The 15086-nt window shown below is 60.0% G+C and carries 13 protein-coding genes; 1 reads left to right on the forward strand and 12 read right to left on the reverse strand.

All coding sequences use genetic code 11. The annotated features are described in order from the left end of the window. Positions 1 to 84 precede the first annotated feature (84 nt). From AC07U5_RS19950 to AC07U5_RS19975, 6 genes are all read right to left on the reverse strand, one after another. Entirely contained in the window at positions 85 to 429 is a 345-nt protein-coding gene (locus tag AC07U5_RS19950; RefSeq protein WP_494724030.1) for a formate dehydrogenase subunit delta, read from the reverse strand. Continuing rightward, the gene (gene fdhD / locus AC07U5_RS19955; RefSeq protein ID WP_112519634.1) at positions 419 to 1243 is read right to left on the reverse strand and encodes a formate dehydrogenase accessory sulfurtransferase FdhD; all 825 of its coding nucleotides are present in this window, start codon (positions 1241 to 1243) and stop codon (positions 419 to 421) included. Before fdhD ends, AC07U5_RS19950 begins: the two co-directional genes overlap by 11 nt. 9 nt (positions 1244 to 1252) lie before the next feature. Continuing rightward, positions 1253 to 4135: a formate dehydrogenase subunit alpha gene (fdhF, locus tag AC07U5_RS19960; RefSeq protein ID WP_494724031.1), complete on the reverse strand. Its 2883-nt coding sequence runs from the start codon at positions 4133 to 4135 to the stop codon at positions 1253 to 1255. Positions 4136 to 4139: 4 nt separating this feature from the next. After that, positions 4140 to 5696 (reverse strand): formate dehydrogenase beta subunit, encoded by a 1557-nt coding sequence (locus AC07U5_RS19965; RefSeq protein ID WP_494724032.1) that lies wholly within the window; start codon positions 5694 to 5696, stop codon positions 4140 to 4142. Next, on the reverse strand, positions 5693 to 6172 hold the full coding sequence (locus tag AC07U5_RS19970; protein WP_494724033.1) for a formate dehydrogenase subunit gamma: 480 nt from the start codon (positions 6170 to 6172) through the stop codon (positions 5693 to 5695). The genes AC07U5_RS19965 and AC07U5_RS19970 overlap by 4 nt, the downstream gene beginning before the upstream one ends. 134 nt (positions 6173 to 6306) lie before the next feature. Continuing rightward, complete coding sequence (locus AC07U5_RS19975; RefSeq protein ID WP_494724034.1) at positions 6307 to 7242, reverse strand: LysR family transcriptional regulator; 936 nt, start codon at positions 7240 to 7242, stop codon at positions 6307 to 6309. A gap of 302 nt (positions 7243 to 7544) precedes the next feature. Here AC07U5_RS19975 and AC07U5_RS19980 point away from each other — a divergent pair, with 302 nt between their 5' ends. Further along, the gene (locus tag AC07U5_RS19980; RefSeq protein ID WP_494724035.1) at positions 7545 to 9146 is read left to right on the forward strand and encodes a peptidoglycan DD-metalloendopeptidase family protein; all 1602 of its coding nucleotides are present in this window, start codon (positions 7545 to 7547) and stop codon (positions 9144 to 9146) included. Positions 9147 to 9197: 51 nt separating this feature from the next. On the opposite strand, the gene mobB is transcribed toward AC07U5_RS19980, so the two are convergent. The 6 genes from mobB to AC07U5_RS20010 all read right to left on the reverse strand — a co-directional run bounded on the left by mobB (position 9198) and on the right by AC07U5_RS20010 (position 14932). Beyond that, a complete protein-coding gene (mobB, locus tag AC07U5_RS19985) occupies positions 9198 to 9719 on the reverse strand; it encodes a molybdopterin-guanine dinucleotide biosynthesis protein B (RefSeq protein WP_062424274.1) in 522 nt (173 codons plus the stop codon). Beyond that, positions 9716 to 10348, reverse strand: coding sequence for a molybdenum cofactor guanylyltransferase MobA (gene mobA, locus AC07U5_RS19990; RefSeq protein ID WP_494724036.1), 633 nt, complete (start codon positions 10346 to 10348; stop codon positions 9716 to 9718). The genes mobB and mobA overlap by 4 nt, the downstream gene beginning before the upstream one ends. Then, a complete protein-coding gene (locus AC07U5_RS19995) occupies positions 10345 to 11571 on the reverse strand; it encodes a multidrug effflux MFS transporter (protein ID WP_494724037.1) in 1227 nt (408 codons plus the stop codon). Before AC07U5_RS19995 ends, mobA begins: the two co-directional genes overlap by 4 nt. Then, positions 11568 to 12470 carry a DMT family transporter gene (locus AC07U5_RS20000; RefSeq protein WP_494724038.1) on the reverse strand — a complete coding sequence of 301 codons (903 nt, stop codon included), beginning with the start codon at positions 12468 to 12470 and terminating at the stop codon, positions 11568 to 11570. Before AC07U5_RS20000 ends, AC07U5_RS19995 begins: the two co-directional genes overlap by 4 nt. A gap of 148 nt (positions 12471 to 12618) precedes the next feature. After that, a complete protein-coding gene (moaA, locus tag AC07U5_RS20005; RefSeq protein ID WP_494724039.1) occupies positions 12619 to 13668 on the reverse strand; it encodes a GTP 3',8-cyclase MoaA in 1050 nt (349 codons plus the stop codon). A 274-nt stretch (positions 13669 to 13942) separates the two neighbouring features. Beyond that, on the reverse strand, positions 13943 to 14932 hold the full coding sequence (locus tag AC07U5_RS20010; RefSeq protein ID WP_494724040.1) for a carbon-nitrogen hydrolase family protein: 990 nt from the start codon (positions 14930 to 14932) through the stop codon (positions 13943 to 13945). Positions 14933 to 15086: the final 154 nt, after the last annotated feature.

Below are 15086 nucleotides of genomic sequence, written 5' to 3' on the forward strand. Positions count from 1 at the left end.
GGGCTGATCAGAGACCCGTCTTCCAGGATGTAGGTTTCGACCTCATATTGGCGTGCGCAAATACCGTGCGCTTTCGGTACACCTTCACGCCGCGCCGGAAGGAACGCTGGGTTCCGACAGAGATTCTCCAGCTATCGGACCTTTGCCTCCCGGCGCACCCCGTGCTGCGTCTTCCCCCAGGCCGACCGCCTGCGTTGTTGGGTCTCCCGGACGCTTGATCTTTGCCGATGCCGTCACGACGAGCGGCAGGAAGCCGTCTGCGCCATTGTCGATCATCTCGAAGAAGCGCCGCCGCATGCGCGGCTCCCAGAACTTGTTGATGTGCGTGGCCACTCCATCCACCTGCACCTCCTGCGGCTGCGAGGTGAAGAATGTGGCGATCTGGTTTGCCATGCGGATCAGCTTCTCATCTGTGTGGCTAAGCGACATGACTGTTCTCCCCGGAAGCCAGACGGTCGGGTCTGGTAAACACTTCGAATTCATCGCCGCGCGCGATACCGATAAGGCTGATACCGGCCTCTTCCGCTGTCTCGATGGCAAGTGCGGTCGGCGCCGAAATCGCAACGAGGACCGGGCATCCGAGAAGGGCGGTTTTCTGCACCATCTCGACGGAAAGACGGCTGGTGACGACCACGACCCCATCGGCCGCCGGACGTCCGGAGCGGAGGATTGCACCGGAGAGCTTGTCCAGAGCATTGTGCCGCCCGACGTCCTCTCGCACCGCGACGATGCCGTTCTCTGGCCGGTAGAAGCCCGCGCCGTGCACCGCTCGTGTTTCGCGATTGAGGCTTTGCCCGTCTCCAAGCAGGCGAATGGCTTCGCTGATCTGCCTCGGCATCAGGCGGGCCGCCGGATCCTTGACCGTCGCGACCTTGCGGGTTGCCTGCTCGATCGATTCAATACCACAAAGACCACAGCCGACTGGTCCTGCCATGCGGCGGCGGCGTGCCACCAGCGCGTCGGCTGTCGTATCCTTCAGCGTAATCTGCACGTCGATCCCTCGACCCGCTTCAACCAGATCGACCTCGAGGATATCTTCCGCCGACGTCACGATTTCCTCCGCCAGCGAAAAACCATAGGCGAAGTCGATGAGGTCTGTCGGCGTTGCCATCATCACAGCATGGGTGGAGCCTCCATAGGAGAAGGCGACCGGTACTTCCTCCGGGACGATGCGGTGGCCCGCCTCCATTCGCCCTTGTCGGAAGCGCCATTCGTCGATCGTTCGGCTCGGTTTCTGCTGCATTCTCCGATCCTATTCCGCCGCGTCGAGTTTCGCCACGATTCGGCGCGACTGGCGGGAGAATTCCTCATAATCTTCCTGCCACTCCGTCGGACCGTTGGACGGCGAAACCTGAACGGCCGTCACCTTGTATTCCGGACAGTTGGTCGCCCAGTCGGAGAAGTCCGTGGTGATGACATTGGCCTGCGTGTCCGGATGGTGGAAGGTCGTATAGACGACGCCGGGTGCGACGCGGTCGGTGATCAGCGCCCGTAGCGTCGTGTCTCCCGAACGGCTTGCGAGCTTGATCCAGTCACCGTCCTTGATGCCGCGCTGTTCGGCGTCGTGAGGATGGATTTCCAGCCGGTCCTCCTCATGCCAGACGACGTTTTCCGTCCGTCGCGTCTGCGCGCCAACATTGTACTGCGACAGGATACGGCCTGTCGTCAGCAGCAGCGGGAAGCGCGGGCCCGTACGCTCGTCGGTCGCCACATATTCGGTGCGGATGAACTTACCCTTGCCGCGTACGAAGCCGTCGACATGCATGATGGGTGAGCCGAGCGGGAATTTCTCGTTGCAAGGCCATTGGACCGAGCCGTGCTTCTCCAGATAGTCGTAGGAGACGCTGGCAAAGCTTGGAGTTGTTGCTGCGATCTCGTCCATGATCTGCGATGGATGGGTGTAGTTCCAGTCGAGCCCCATCGCCTGGGCGAGCTTCTGAGTTACCTCCCAATCGGCATAGCCATTTTTTGGGCTCATGACCTTACGCACGCGATTGATGCGGCGTTCGGCATTGGTGAAGGTGCCGTCCTTTTCGAGGAAGGTCGATCCCGGCAAGAAGACATGGGCGTAGTTTGCCGTCTCGTTGAGGAAGAGGTCGTGCACGACGACGCATTCCATGGCAGCGAGTCCTGCAGACACATGCTTGGTGTCAGGATCGGACTGCAGAATGTCCTCACCCTGAATGTAGATGCCCTTGAACGACCCTTCGACAGCGGCATCCAGCATGTTGGGAATACGCAAGCCCGGCTCATTGTTGAGCGTCACGCCCCATAGCTTCTCGAAAGTCTCGCGCGTGGCGTCGTCCGAGATGTGACGATAGCCCGGCAGTTCGTGGGGGAAAGAGCCCATGTCGCAGGAGCCCTGGACGTTGTTTTGACCGCGCAGCGGGTTCACGCCAACGCCCGGACGACCGATATTGCCGGTCGCCATGGCCAGATTGGCAATTGCCATGACGGTCGTCGAGCCCTGGCTGTGTTCGGTGACTCCAAGACCGTAATAGATGGCGCCATTGCCGCCGCGGGCATAAAGACGCGCAGCACCGCGAAGCTCTGCTGCCGGAACGCCGGTGAACTTCTCCGTCTCTTCCGGGCTGTGCTCCTCTTCCGACACGAAGGCCGCCCAGTCCTCGAATTCGGACCAATCACAACGTTCGCGAATGAAGGCTTCGTCGAAGAGACCTTCGGTGACGATGACATGGGCAAGTGCGGTCAGCACCGCAACGTTCGTGCCGGGCTTCAGCGGCAGATGGAAGGCAGCCTCCACATGTGGCGTGCGCACAAGGTCGATGCGGCGCGGATCGATGACGATCAGCTTGGCGCCTTGGCGCAGCCGCTTCTTCAGCCGAGAGCCGAAGACCGGGTGGCCGTCCGTGGGGTTCGCGCCAATGACAAGTACGACGTCAGACTGTTCGACACTATCGAAGTTCTGCGTGCCGGCAGATGTGCCGAAGGCCTGGCCGAGGCCATAGCCGGTTGGCGAATGGCAGACGCGAGCGCAGGTATCGACATTGTTGTTGCCGAAGCCAGCGCGGATCAGCTTCTGCACCAGATAGGTCTCTTCATTGGTGCAGCGCGAGGAGGTGATGCCGCCAATCGAGTCCTTCCCGTACTGGTTCTGGATGCGACGGAATTCGGACGCAACATGGGAGTATGCCTCTTCCCACGTCACCTCGCGCCAGGGATCGGTGATTTTTTCGCGGACCATCGGATTGAGGATGCGGTCCTTGTGGCTGGCATAGCCATAGGCAAAGCGGCCCTTGACGCAGGAATGGCCACGATTTGCCTGTCCATCCTTCCACGGCACCATGCGGACTAGCTCTTCGCCGCGCATTTCCGCCTTGAAGGAGCAGCCCACGCCACAATAGGCGCAGGTGGTGACCAGTGAATGTTCTGGCTGACCAATGGCGATCACGGATTTTTCCGTCAGTGTCGCCGTCGGACAGGCCTGAACACAGGCGCCACAGGAGACGCATTCGGAATCGAGGAAGGCTTCATGCGCACCGGGCGACACGCGGCTGTCGAAGCCGCGCCCTTCGATGGTCAGCGCGAAGGTTCCCTGTACGTCTTCGCAGGCGCGGACGCAGCGTGAGCAGACGATGCACTTTGACGGATCGTAGGTGAAGTAGGGGTTCGACTCGTCCTTCGGCATCCACTGCGCGTTGATGCCGCCATCAGTCGAGCGCGCCTTGACGTGGTTGTCGCCCTCATAGCCATAGCGCACATCACGCAGGCCAACCGCACCTGCCATGTCCTGCAACTCGCAATCGCCATTGGCCGCACAGGTCAGACAGTCGAGCGGGTGGTCGGAGATGTAGAGTTCCATCACCCCCTTGCGGATCTGCTTCAACCGTTCCGTCTGTGTGTGGACGACGAGGCCTGGGGCAACCGGCGTTGTGCAGGAGGCGGGGGTGCCGTTTCGACCCTCGACCTCCACCAGACAGAGGCGGCAGGAGCCGAACGCGTCGACCATATCGGTGGCGCAAAGCTTCGGAACCTGGATGCCCGCTTCCATGGAGGCACGCATGATGGAAGTGCCGGCAGGCACAGTAATTTCGCGACCATCAATGGTCAGCGTCACCACGTCCGTGGATTTGGAGGCCGGAGTGCCGTAATCGATTTCGTGAACGAGGGTCATGGTATCACTCCGCCGCTTCAACAAGTGGGGTGGGTGCGAAATCCTCCGGGAAGTGCGTCATCGCGCTCATCACCGGATAGGGGGTGAAGCCGCCCAGCGCGCAGAGCGAGCCGAACTTCATGGTGTTGCAGAGATCCGCCAGAAGCTGGCGGTTTTTCTCGGGTTCGATACCGCGCGCGATCTTGTCGGCGGTTTCGACGCCGCGTGTCGAGCCGATGCGGCAGGGCGTGCATTTGCCACAGCTTTCGACCGCACAGAATTCCATCGCAAAACGTGCCTGATTCAGCATGTCGACGGTGTCGTCGAAGACGACAATGCCCGCGTGACCGATCAGACCGCCGGCGGCGGTGAAGGCTTCATAGTCGAAGACCGTGTCGAAGAGCGATGGCGGGAAATAGGCACCGAGTGGACCGCCCACCTGCACCGCCTTGACCGGGCGACCGGAAATGGTACCGCCGCCAATCTCATTGACGAGTTGGCCGAGCGTCATGCCGAATGCAGCTTCGTACAGACCGCCATGTTTCAGGTTGCCGGCGAGCTGAATCGGGATCGTACCATTCGACCGACCGACGCCGTAATCGCGATAGAACTGCGCGCCGCGATCCATGATCACTGGAATGGAAGCCAGCGACATGACGTTGTTGACGACGGTCGGCTTGCCGAACAGGCCCTGGAGGGCGGGAAGTGGCGGCTTGGCCCGAACGATACCGCGCTTGCCTTCCAGACTGTTGAGAAGGGAGGTTTCCTCGCCGCAGACATAGGCACCGGCGCCAACGCGCACTTCCATATCGAAGGCTTGAGGCGAGCCCATCACTGAAGGGCCGAGGATGCCAGCAGAGCGAGCAATCTTTATCGCCTCGTCCATGACGGCGATCGCATGGGGGTATTCGGAGCGGGTGTAGATGTAGCCCTTGGTCGCACCGACTGCGATTGCGGCGATCGCCATGCCCTCGATCAGGACGAAGGGATCGCCTTCCATGATCATGCGATCTGCGAAGGTACCGCTGTCGCCCTCATCGGCGTTGCAGACGATGTATTTCTGGTCAGCGGAAGCGTCTGCGACGGTCTTCCATTTGATGCCTGTTGGGAAGCCGGCACCACCGCGTCCGCGAAGGCCGCTTTCAGTGACCTGTCGGACGATGTCCGCAGGAGGCATCCCGATCGCCTTCTCTAGGCCTGTCAGGCCCTGATACTGGCGATAATCATCGAGCGACAGAGGATCGGTGACGCCACAGCGCGAGAAGGTAAGGCGTGTCTGGCCTTTGAGGAACGGGATATCCTCTGTCAGGCCATGTGCGAGTGGGTGCGCGCCGCCATTGAGAAAACCCGCGTCGAAAAGTGACGGGACATCCGATGCTTTGACCGGCCCATAGGCGACGCGGCCCGCGTCGGTGCGCACTTCGACCAGCACTTCCAGCCAGAGCATCCCGCGAGAACCGTTGCGGACAATGTGGACATCATAGCCGCGGGAGACGGCTTCTCGCTCGATGGCCGCGGCCACCTTGTCGGCACCGACAGCAAGGGCTGCCGCATCGCGGGGAACGAAGACGGTGATGGTCATTTGCTGACCTCCGCCACGATGTCGTTCAGACAGTGCTCATCGACGCGTCCATAAAGCTCACCATCCAGCATCGCGGCCGGGGCAGACGCGCAGAGGCCAAGACAGAAGACGGGCTCAAGCGTGACCGAGCCATCGGGTGCGGTTTCGTGCCAGTCGAGGCCGAGCCTTGCTTTCGCGCGTTCGGCGAGCCTGTCGCCGCCCATCGACTGACAGGCTTCGGCGCGACAGAGCTTCAGGGTGTGGCGCCCGGCGGGGTGATCGCGAAAATCGTGGTAGAAGGTGATGACACCATGCACTTCGGCGCGCGAAACATTAAGCGCAGAGGCGATCAACTGCTTGGCACTTTCCGGAATATAGCCGAACTCCGCCTGCACCTGGTGCAGGATCGGCAACATCGGACCTTCCAAGTGGCGACAGTGATCGATGATTTCGGATATCCGGCTTGCCTCGGTACTGGCAACCGCTCGAATGTTCATGGTCAGTCCTCCCAAACCGACGCCAGACAGACAGAGACTTATCTCCGTGAAACCCGCGATACCGAGAAGCTGAGTGCTCGTAGGTTGCGCGTGTCCCAATCTGGCTTTCGGGAAGGATGGCGAGAATGCATCCGTCAGGTCAATAAAGGCGTCCCGTTGTGCGATAGAAAATTTCTATCGAAAGCCGATGCCGCTGCGCGGGATCTGGCTTCATGCAAAAGCGCGGAAACGAGAGGCGTGTGAGGCTCGCGATGGGTTGCGACCAAGCCCACCAAGTGTTCAGCATCTGGCTCCGAGATCGGTATCATTCGGATCTGCTCTGGAAAACCGAATGATTCCGCAACGTTACGCGGCATGATGGAGGCCCAATGACCGGTTCGTATGTGGGAAAACAGCACGATCATCGAATTGGATTCAAGTGTCGGCTTTGCTTGGACGCCAGCTTCAGCCATATGCGCATTGATGATACGACGGTTTTGCATGTCCGGTGTTAATAGACAAAGCCGAAGACCGGAGACCTCCTTCCACGTCACAACTTCGCGATCCGCAAGCGGCGTTCCGGCTGCTGTGATGAGGTGGTAGCGTTCCGAATAGAGGGGAACGGTGGTCACACGGCCCAGCGGTTCGTTGTCCAGGTAGGTGATTCCCGCGTCGATCTCGAGATTTTCCAGCTGACTGAGAACCTGCAGTGAGGTCCGTGAGGTGACCGAGAAAGTAACATCCGGGTGACGTGCCTGGAAAGGCTCGGTCAGCCTTGGCACCATGGCGAGTGCAGTGGGGATAACGGCGATCCTGATATGCCCCGCGAGACCCTTTCGGGCTGCGCGCATCTCTTCGCGCATGGTGCGAGCATCGCCCACGATCCGCCTTGCCCATTCGAGAACGCGCTGGCCCTCCGGGGTCAGCCCCTGATAGCGCGACCCGCGCACGACCAGCACGACGCCCAACTGATCCTCAAGCTGGCGGATTGCTGCCGAAAGTGTCGGCTGCGAGATGCGGCATTCTTCGGCTGCCCGACCGAAATGTTCCGCGCGGGCCAGAGCAATGAAAAATTCCAGCTTGTCGATCATCGTGGTTCCTCCCCTCCATTCCGGTTTGGCGCGGATGAGGGGTCGCGGTCAACTGGTGGGAATCAAGCAGGGCCATGCATTGGCGACGGATGAGCCCCATGCTGGATATCGCCGAGGCCGGCATGGTTATCGAATTATCAAAAAATATGCGAAGAGCTTAACGTTTTAACGGCGTGGTAACACTAACGCGCTTTAATCATCTCATCGACGCATGGTTTTTCCGTTTCGGAAGAGGGGCCTTGCAAGTGTTTGTTCAGCCGGATCGATTCCGATGCGGCGTTTGCGTCAGTGTAGATCGAGTCATGCGTATGAGTCATTCGCCTAAAACCGGAAAATCAATCGCAAAGATGTTCGCAGCGGCATTGCTGGCAAGCGTCGCAACGGGTTGCAGCTCGGACGCGACACGCTTTAGCGGACTCTTTTCCAGCAACAATACGGACCAGATGACGACCGCGTCCATTCCTCAGCGCAACGGTGCCGGTGCCTATGGTCAGGCCCCCGTTCCCCAGGCTGATATGAATGGTGGCGGTTATGCTGCCGCCCCGCAGGGCGGTTATGGCAACCAGAACGCGGCCATGAACCAGCCTTATCCGGCTTCGAATGGCGGCTATGGTTCGGTCCAGCCATCAACGGCCCGTTCGGCATCCTCTGCTGCACCTGTTCAGCGCGCCGAGCTCTCCGCTCCATCGCCGGTAGCAAGCCGCGATCCTGCGACGAGACGCGAAGCCATGGCACAGCCATTCCCATCTGCGACCGCAAACGGCGCGCCATCCATGGCGTCGGCGCGGCTACCGGCGAACAACAGCGCCGATACGCTGTCGACCGGGTCTGTCAAGCGCGACAATAATGGCTGGCACACGGAAGGCGCGTCTTCGGTCACGCTGAATTCCGGCGAGACCGTCGCAACGCTCTCCAGACGCTACGGCGTGCCGGAAAAGGCAATCCTGCAGGCAAATGGCCTGAAGAGTGCATCGGCTGCGCGTCCTGGTCAGTCGATCGTCATTCCGCGCTTTGGTCAGACACCCAATGCTGCCCGTGCTGCGTCCAACAATATCGATTTGAGCAAGAACAACGCCCCGGCTCCAACCCGTGGCCAGGAACAGAATCTTGCTGTTCTGCCGGCACAGGGCGCTGCTCGCGACAAGGTTTCGGCTGACAATGGCAAGTTGACCCCTCCAGGCGGCAAGCCGCTGCCGCCAACCGGTGGCTACAAGGTCAAGCCGGGCGACAGCCTTGCCAAGATTGCTCGTGAAAACGGCGTCTCCGTTGCCGAGCTGAAATCTGCCAACAACATTGCAGATGGCAATATTCGCATCGGTCAGACGCTCACCATTCCAGCCGCTGGAACAGACGGCATCAAGACCGCCTCGGTCAAGCCGCATGAGACTGCTGCGCCCGCGGCTGCGGCAAAGGCTGTCGAGACACCTGTTGCCAAGACAGAGGTGCCGAAGGCGCCGGCTGCCGAAGCAAGTGTCAGCGATGTCGAGAAGAAGTCCGATGTCGCGTCGATCGCGCCGGAATCCACCGGCATCGGCAAGTATCGCTGGCCGGTTCGCGGTGCCGTGATTTCCGGCTTCGGCGAGAATGTCGATGGCAACCGCAATGACGGCATCAATATCTCCGTTCCGGAAGGCACGCCGATCAAGGCTGCCGAAAACGGTGTGGTCATCTATGCCGGCAACGGTCTGAAGCAGCTCGGCAACACCGTTCTGGTGCGTCACGACGACGGCAAGGTCACTGTTTACGGCAACGCTGCCAACCTCGATGTTCAGCGCGGCCAGAAGGTTCAGCGCGGTCAGACGATTGCCACCTCCGGCATGACTGGCAGTGCCAAGCGTCCTCAGGTTCACTTTGAAGTCCGTAAGGACGCAACGCCGGTGAACCCATCCTCTTTCCTTGAATAGTGTTTTGCGTATCAAGGTAAAGGAAAAGCCGGGTCGGAAGGCCCGGCTTTTTCATTTTGATGGGCGCTCAAGTCCGACCGTCGCCTCGATGAAGTCGGCGATACGGCCTGTGTCATCGAGATCGAAAACGGGGAGAGTACTTTCCGGGATCAAGTGATCGGCAGCGATTGCAATGATATGCGGATCGCTCGGCGCCAGCGGTTCCGTCTTTGCGGCGTCCTTCCGGCGGGCCTCTATTTTCGGCACGGGCTCGTATTTATAGCCTTCGATCAGAACCAGATCGCAGGGCGCGATGCGCGCGAGGATCTCCTCGAAAGACGGTTCAGCCGCGCCGCGCAGCTCATGCATGATGGCAAAGCGCGTGCCGGATACGATCGTCACCTCATGCGCGCCGGCCTGTCTGTGCCGCCAGCTATCCGCACCCACCTTGTCGATATCGAAATCATGATGGGCGTGCTTGATCGTGGAGACCCGGTAGCCGCGCGCGGTGAGCTCCGTGACGATGCGCACTGCCAGCCCAGTCTTGCCCGAGTTTTTCCAGCCGGAAATGCCAAACACTTTTTGACGCGTCATGGAGTAAGACTCTTCAGGAAGGTTTGCGCTTGCGACAGCTCTTCCGGGGTGTTGATGTTGAAAAACGGATCGATGGAACTGGTGGCGCTTTCCACTGGTGGAAAGGACACGCCGATCGTGGGGTGGCGCGCCAGAAAGCTGCGGATGCGACGGTTGTCGTCCTCCTCGAGCCAGTTCTCCAGATCCTCGACGAGAGCAAATGGCCAGAGAGCAAAGACGGGATGAACCTGTCCCTTGGATGCGGCGATGACAATGGTGTTCTCGTCCGGTAGGTGATCCAAAAGCTTCGAAGCAAGATCGTCCGGAAAAAACGGACTGTCTGAAGGCGCCGTCAACATGTGGCTCGCGCCAGATGGGTGGTCTCTAAAGTGCTGCAAGCCTGCGAGAACGCCAGCGAGAGGTCCTGCGTGACCCATCTTGGTATCGGGCACGAGAGGCAGGTCGAAGGCCTTGCCCCACTCGCCGGTGGCATTGAGCGCCAGCGTCGAAATCTGTGGCGCCAGTCTATCAATGACGTGGTGCAGAAGGTGTCGCTCGCCAAAGGGGCAGAGAGCCTTGTTGGAGCCCATGCGTCGCGAAAGACCGCCGGCCAGAATCAGGCCAGTAAGGGAGCGTGCGGTTTTCATCATGCCTCACCTCTTAGCAGACGCTGCGCGTGGCGGCGCTCCTGTCTGCCCGCATAAGCGCTTGTCGCCACGGCAAGCACGCCATTGACCAGCATGACGAGGAGCAGATGCGTCGTTCCAGCTTCCTCCGATAGCAGGGCCGAGGCAACAACGGAAAGCATCGCCCCACCACCAATCGTCAGCGCGCCGCCAAGTCCGGAGGCAGAGCCTGCCAGATGCGGCTGAACGCTGACCATGCCGGCATTGGCGCTCGGCAGTGTCACCCCATTGCCGACGCCGATGAGCGCGAGCGGAATGAAGAACTCATAGTGGCTGCCGAGATCAAGATGAAGGAGCAGGTATGCAATGACGATGCCGGCAAGCGCGATCACATTGCCGGCCAGCATCATCACCGGGATGCCGATGCGGCTGGCGTAGCGGCCGGAAACGAAGTTGCCCAGCATATATCCTGTCGCCATGAAGAAGAACTGCATGCCCAGCACCGCTGGCGTCAGCCCGTAGAGCACGCTGCCGACGAAAGGCGCGCCGCCGAGGAAGGAGAAAAACAGGCCGGAGGAGAGCGTGCAGGTCAGTGCATAGCCCCAGAAACGGGTGGAGCGAAGAAGCTGCGGCCAAGCCTGGAACTGGGCTGCGAAACTTGCCGACTTCTGCCGGTTGGTTTCGCCCATGTCGAAAAAGACGAGCAGTAGAACCGCAACCGCCGACAGGCCGACGAAAGCGAAGCTTGCCTGCCAGCCAGCGAGATCATTGAGAAAACCGCCGACGGTGGGCCCGACCATAGGCACCACGGACATGCCCATGGTGACGTAGCCGATCATCGAGGCCGCCTGCTCGGCAGGCACCATGTCACGAACGATCGCTCTCGCCAGAACGAAACCCGAGGCGATAGCCGCCTGCAGAACGCGGCCAATCATGAAAACGGTGATGTTCGGCGCGAATGTGCAGATCAGCGTGGCCACAATCATCAGCACGATGCTGACGAGCATAACCGGTCTGCGACCGAAGAGATCGGAAAGCGGTCCGATCACGAGTTGAAGCACGGCAGTGGCGGCGAGATAGCCTGAGACGGCAAACTGCATGACGGCATAATCAGTGCCGAAATAGACCGACATTGCCGCAAGCGACGGCAGGAAGACATTCATGCTGAGTGCTGCGACACCGGCCACCAGAACGAGTGTCATCACATGCGGTGGGGTCGAGCGATCGAGAAAGCGCGCCTTGTTCATTCGATACCTATCGCTTGCTTGGCGATCGGCGCACGGTGACGCCGGCTTTCGCGGTAGAATGTGTAGAGACCGGAAGCGACGATGATGACCGTGCCCGACAGCGTCCAGACATCCAGATGATCGCCGAAGAAGAAAAAGCCGATCGAGAAGGCCCAGATCATGCTGGTGTAGCGAAAGGGTGCGACGAAGGAGATGTCACCGCTGCGCATTGCCGTGATGACCGCCTGATAACCGATGACCACCAGCAAGGCGGCTGCCACCAGATGGGACCAGACATAGGTGTCCATTGGCTGCCAGCCACCGAAAGGCATGATCAGCGCCGCACCGAACAAGGTATTGACGACGGTGGTTGTCATGGTGACGGCCATTGAGGGAACATCTGCATACATGCGCCGGGTCAAGAGGTCGCGTCCGGCGGTGACGAACATCGCACCCAGCACCAGGAGTGCGCCGGAGGTAAAACCTTCCGGACCGGGTCTGAGAATAACAAGGACTCCAAGAAAGCCGACCAAAATCGCCGTCCAACGTCGCCAGCCGACAGGCTCCTTCAAGAAAAGTGCTGCACCGAGCGTCACCGCAAGGGGGAGGGACTGCATGATGGCCGCCACATTGGCGAACTGCATCATGCTGAGCGCCTTGAGGTAAAGGATGGAGGCCGAGATCTCGCAGAGACAACGCATCAGGATGACGGGGCGCAGCATGGTCTTGAGTGGCCGCAGCGCGCCCATATGGCGCGCGATCACGTAAACCAGAACGCAGGTCATAACGCCGCGAACGAAGAGGATCTGTCCGATATTGATGTAGGGCGTGACGGACTTGGTGAAGGCGTCGTTGACCGTAAAGCTTGCCATCGCCAGAGCCATGAGCAGCGCTCCGCGCGTATTGTCCGTCAATGCCATGATGCCATCCCAAGAACGAGGTCGCGATGCGGGCCTTCCGCAGCGAGGCGACTCCGTTCACTCCTCCTGTCCCAAAGTCGTGACATGGTGAGCGGTCGAATTCAATCCATTTAATGTAAGGGTATCAAATAATAAGCTAGCGGAAGAATCAGCCGCCGGTGACGCTCATGTGGCGGGCGACAGCGGGTCGCTTGCGATTCCGATCGATGATGAAGTCGTGACCCTTGGGTTTGCGAAGGATCGCGTCGTCGATCGCCTGAGACAGAAGCGCGTCGCTGTCGGAGGCGCGAAGCGGCGTTCTCAAATCCGCCGCATCGTCCTGACCGAGGCACATATAGAGCGTGCCGGTGCAGGTAATGCGGACGCGGTTGCAGCTCTCGCAGAAATTATGCGTCATCGGCGTGATGAAGCCGAGCCGTCCACCAGTTTCCTTGACCTCCACGTAGCGTGCGGGTCCGCCTGTCTTGAAGGGAATATCGGTGAGCGTGAAGCGCTCCTCGAGCGAGGCACGGAGGTCCGACAGCGGCAAATAGCGATCGGTGCGGTCTTCCTCGATCTCGCCCATCGGCATGGTTTCAATGACCGTAAGATCCATGCCCCGCGCATGGGCAAAACGCATGAGTTCAGGAATTTCGTGCTCGTTGAAGTCTTTCAGCGCTACTGCATTGAGCTTGATCTTGATGCCTGCCGCAAGAGCCGCGTCAATACCGGCCATCACCTTGGAGAAATCACCCCAACGGGTGATCTGTCGGAACTTCTCCGCATCGAGCGTATCAAGCGACACATTGATCCGGCGCACGCCGCAATCGTAAAGTTCGGCAGCATGAGCGGCAAGCTGCGAGCCATTGGTGGTCAGCGTCAACTCATCCAGCCGGCCCGCTTCAACATGGCGGCCGAGATTGCGGATGAGATGCATGATGTTCTTGCGCACCAGGGGTTCGCCGCCTGTCAGGCGCAGCTTGCGCACGCCCTTGGCGATGAAGGCGGAACAGAGCCGGTCGAGTTCTTCGAGCGTCAGCAGATCCTTCTTCGGCAGAAAGGTCATGTGCTCCGACATGCAATAGGTACAGCGAAAATCACAGCGATCCGTCACCGAAACGCGCAAATAGGTGACCGCCCGACCGAAGGGGTCGATCATGGGAGCCCTGACTTCAGAGAGCGGACTTGCCGTTGAGGGAAAACCGGTGACGCTGTTCATGTCCAGAGTCTGGGGATGCGACTGGCTAACGTCAAGTCGAAAATCCGTAATTGCGCTTGGATTGACCGTGGTTGGATCACAATCCATTGCTGTCCCGCCACGCTCACTTGGAAAAGTCCGAGCGCGCGGGCTTGATCGGGACACCGTCACGCTGCGGCCATCCACTCGAAAGTCTGTGATCATCCAACACATAGAGCCCGGGTGCGGTGTCCGTGGACGAATCTGCCCGTTTTGGAAGCGATCGCTGACCGACCGACCCCGAGCTCGTATTCAATCAAAACAAGCTTCGCTCATCGCTTCTCAAATCGCCTTCAATCTGGTGAGGCGCGTAGAGATTGTTGCGAACCTGTCTCCGCCATGACCGTGCAAGACCTTCAGGGTTCGTCTGGATTTCCGCGACCGCAATGGCAGGTTGACCATCCATGGGGCATTGAACGGCCCATTGCCCGTCCGGCGAAGCGATACCAGACGGAGCACCGGGACTCTGAGGCGCGAGCGTAGAGAAGCTGATCCAGTAGCTATTGCTCGCAGCATGGCCGAGCGCCTCTGCCGCGAAGGCAGGAGCTCCCGACGGTGTTGCTCCTGCGGTGGAGAACAGGACACAGTCGACCCCAAGCGTTTCGTACTCAACGAAGATTTCTGGGTAATGCACTTCCATGCCCAGCGCGCACCCGATGCGCACGCCATCGACCTCAAACGTCACGGGGTTCCTGCCGGGTGAATACATGAAGGAGATTTTCGTGTTCGAGAGAAGGCGCTCGTCGTAGCGCGTCACCAACTCTCCACGATCGGAAACGACATATAGGCTGTTGTGTGGTCGGTGCGGCGAAGTCAGGCGATGAACGGACCCGAACACGATCCAAAGCTTGAGTGCGCCGGCCAGTCTCCTGGTTTTCTCCAGTTCCTCGCTCAGCACGTCCCATTGGAAGCGTGTCCAATCGGAAGGCCCGATGGAGCGCGGCCCCGTTTCGGACATGATGCGCTTGCCGGGCCAGCAGGTTGTGCCCTCCGGAAAATGGAGCAGGCGAGACCCTGCTTGATTGGCATCACGCATGAGGCGACGCATCTCCGCTCCACTGGCGCGAAGTGCCGACACATCGCGAGGATCGTCGAAGAGAGACGTTTGCGCCACAGCCAACCGCAGCGACCGGAGTTCGGGACGGTCTGGCTGCTGGCGGATATTACGAAGTGCGGCGGTGTAGGATTCGCCGGTTTTGGCGGCACGGGCACGCACGCGGCGTTTGAAATTTCCATTCTGGGTCATGATTTAGCCTCTCACGTCCCGGACAGGGTTCCCCAGCAACCATCCGGCACGATCGGACCAAGATGAGCGACCCGAGACGAAAGTCCCTTTGCCTCGGTTGAAGACCATGCTGGGGAAGGTCTGAGAGGTTGGGCGCAGGCCACGCCGAGATCAA

The organism is Agrobacterium sp. GW821-FHT02D03 (assembly GCF_059421725.1).

Bases quoted from the DNA above. Each gene is read 5' to 3' on its own strand.
- AC07U5_RS19950 (WP_494724030.1), bottom strand. From the start codon at position 429: ATGTCGCTTAGCCACACAGATGAGAAGCTGATCCGCATGGCAAACCAG.
- fdhD (WP_112519634.1), bottom strand. From the start codon at position 1,243: ATGCAGCAGAAACCGAGCCGAACGATCGACGAATGGCGCTTCCGACAA.
- fdhF (WP_494724031.1), bottom strand. From the start codon at position 4,135: ATGACCCTCGTTCACGAAATCGATTACGGCACTCCGGCCTCCAAATCC.
- AC07U5_RS19965 (WP_494724032.1), bottom strand. From the start codon at position 5,696: ATGACCATCACCGTCTTCGTTCCCCGCGATGCGGCAGCCCTTGCTGTC.
- AC07U5_RS19970 (WP_494724033.1), bottom strand. From the start codon at position 6,172: ATGAACATTCGAGCGGTTGCCAGTACCGAGGCAAGCCGGATATCCGAA.
- AC07U5_RS19975 (WP_494724034.1), bottom strand. From the start codon at position 7,242: ATGATCGACAAGCTGGAATTTTTCATTGCTCTGGCCCGCGCGGAACAT.
- AC07U5_RS19980 (WP_494724035.1), top strand. From the start codon at position 7,545: ATGCGTATGAGTCATTCGCCTAAAACCGGAAAATCAATCGCAAAGATG.
- mobB (WP_062424274.1), bottom strand. From the start codon at position 9,719: ATGACGCGTCAAAAAGTGTTTGGCATTTCCGGCTGGAAAAACTCGGGC.
- mobA (WP_494724036.1), bottom strand. From the start codon at position 10,348: ATGATGAAAACCGCACGCTCCCTTACTGGCCTGATTCTGGCCGGCGGT.
- AC07U5_RS19995 (WP_494724037.1), bottom strand. From the start codon at position 11,571: ATGAACAAGGCGCGCTTTCTCGATCGCTCGACCCCACCGCATGTGATG.
- AC07U5_RS20000 (WP_494724038.1), bottom strand. From the start codon at position 12,470: ATGGCATTGACGGACAATACGCGCGGAGCGCTGCTCATGGCTCTGGCG.
- moaA (WP_494724039.1), bottom strand. From the start codon at position 13,668: ATGAACAGCGTCACCGGTTTTCCCTCAACGGCAAGTCCGCTCTCTGAA.
- AC07U5_RS20010 (WP_494724040.1), bottom strand. From the start codon at position 14,932: ATGACCCAGAATGGAAATTTCAAACGCCGCGTGCGTGCCCGTGCCGCC.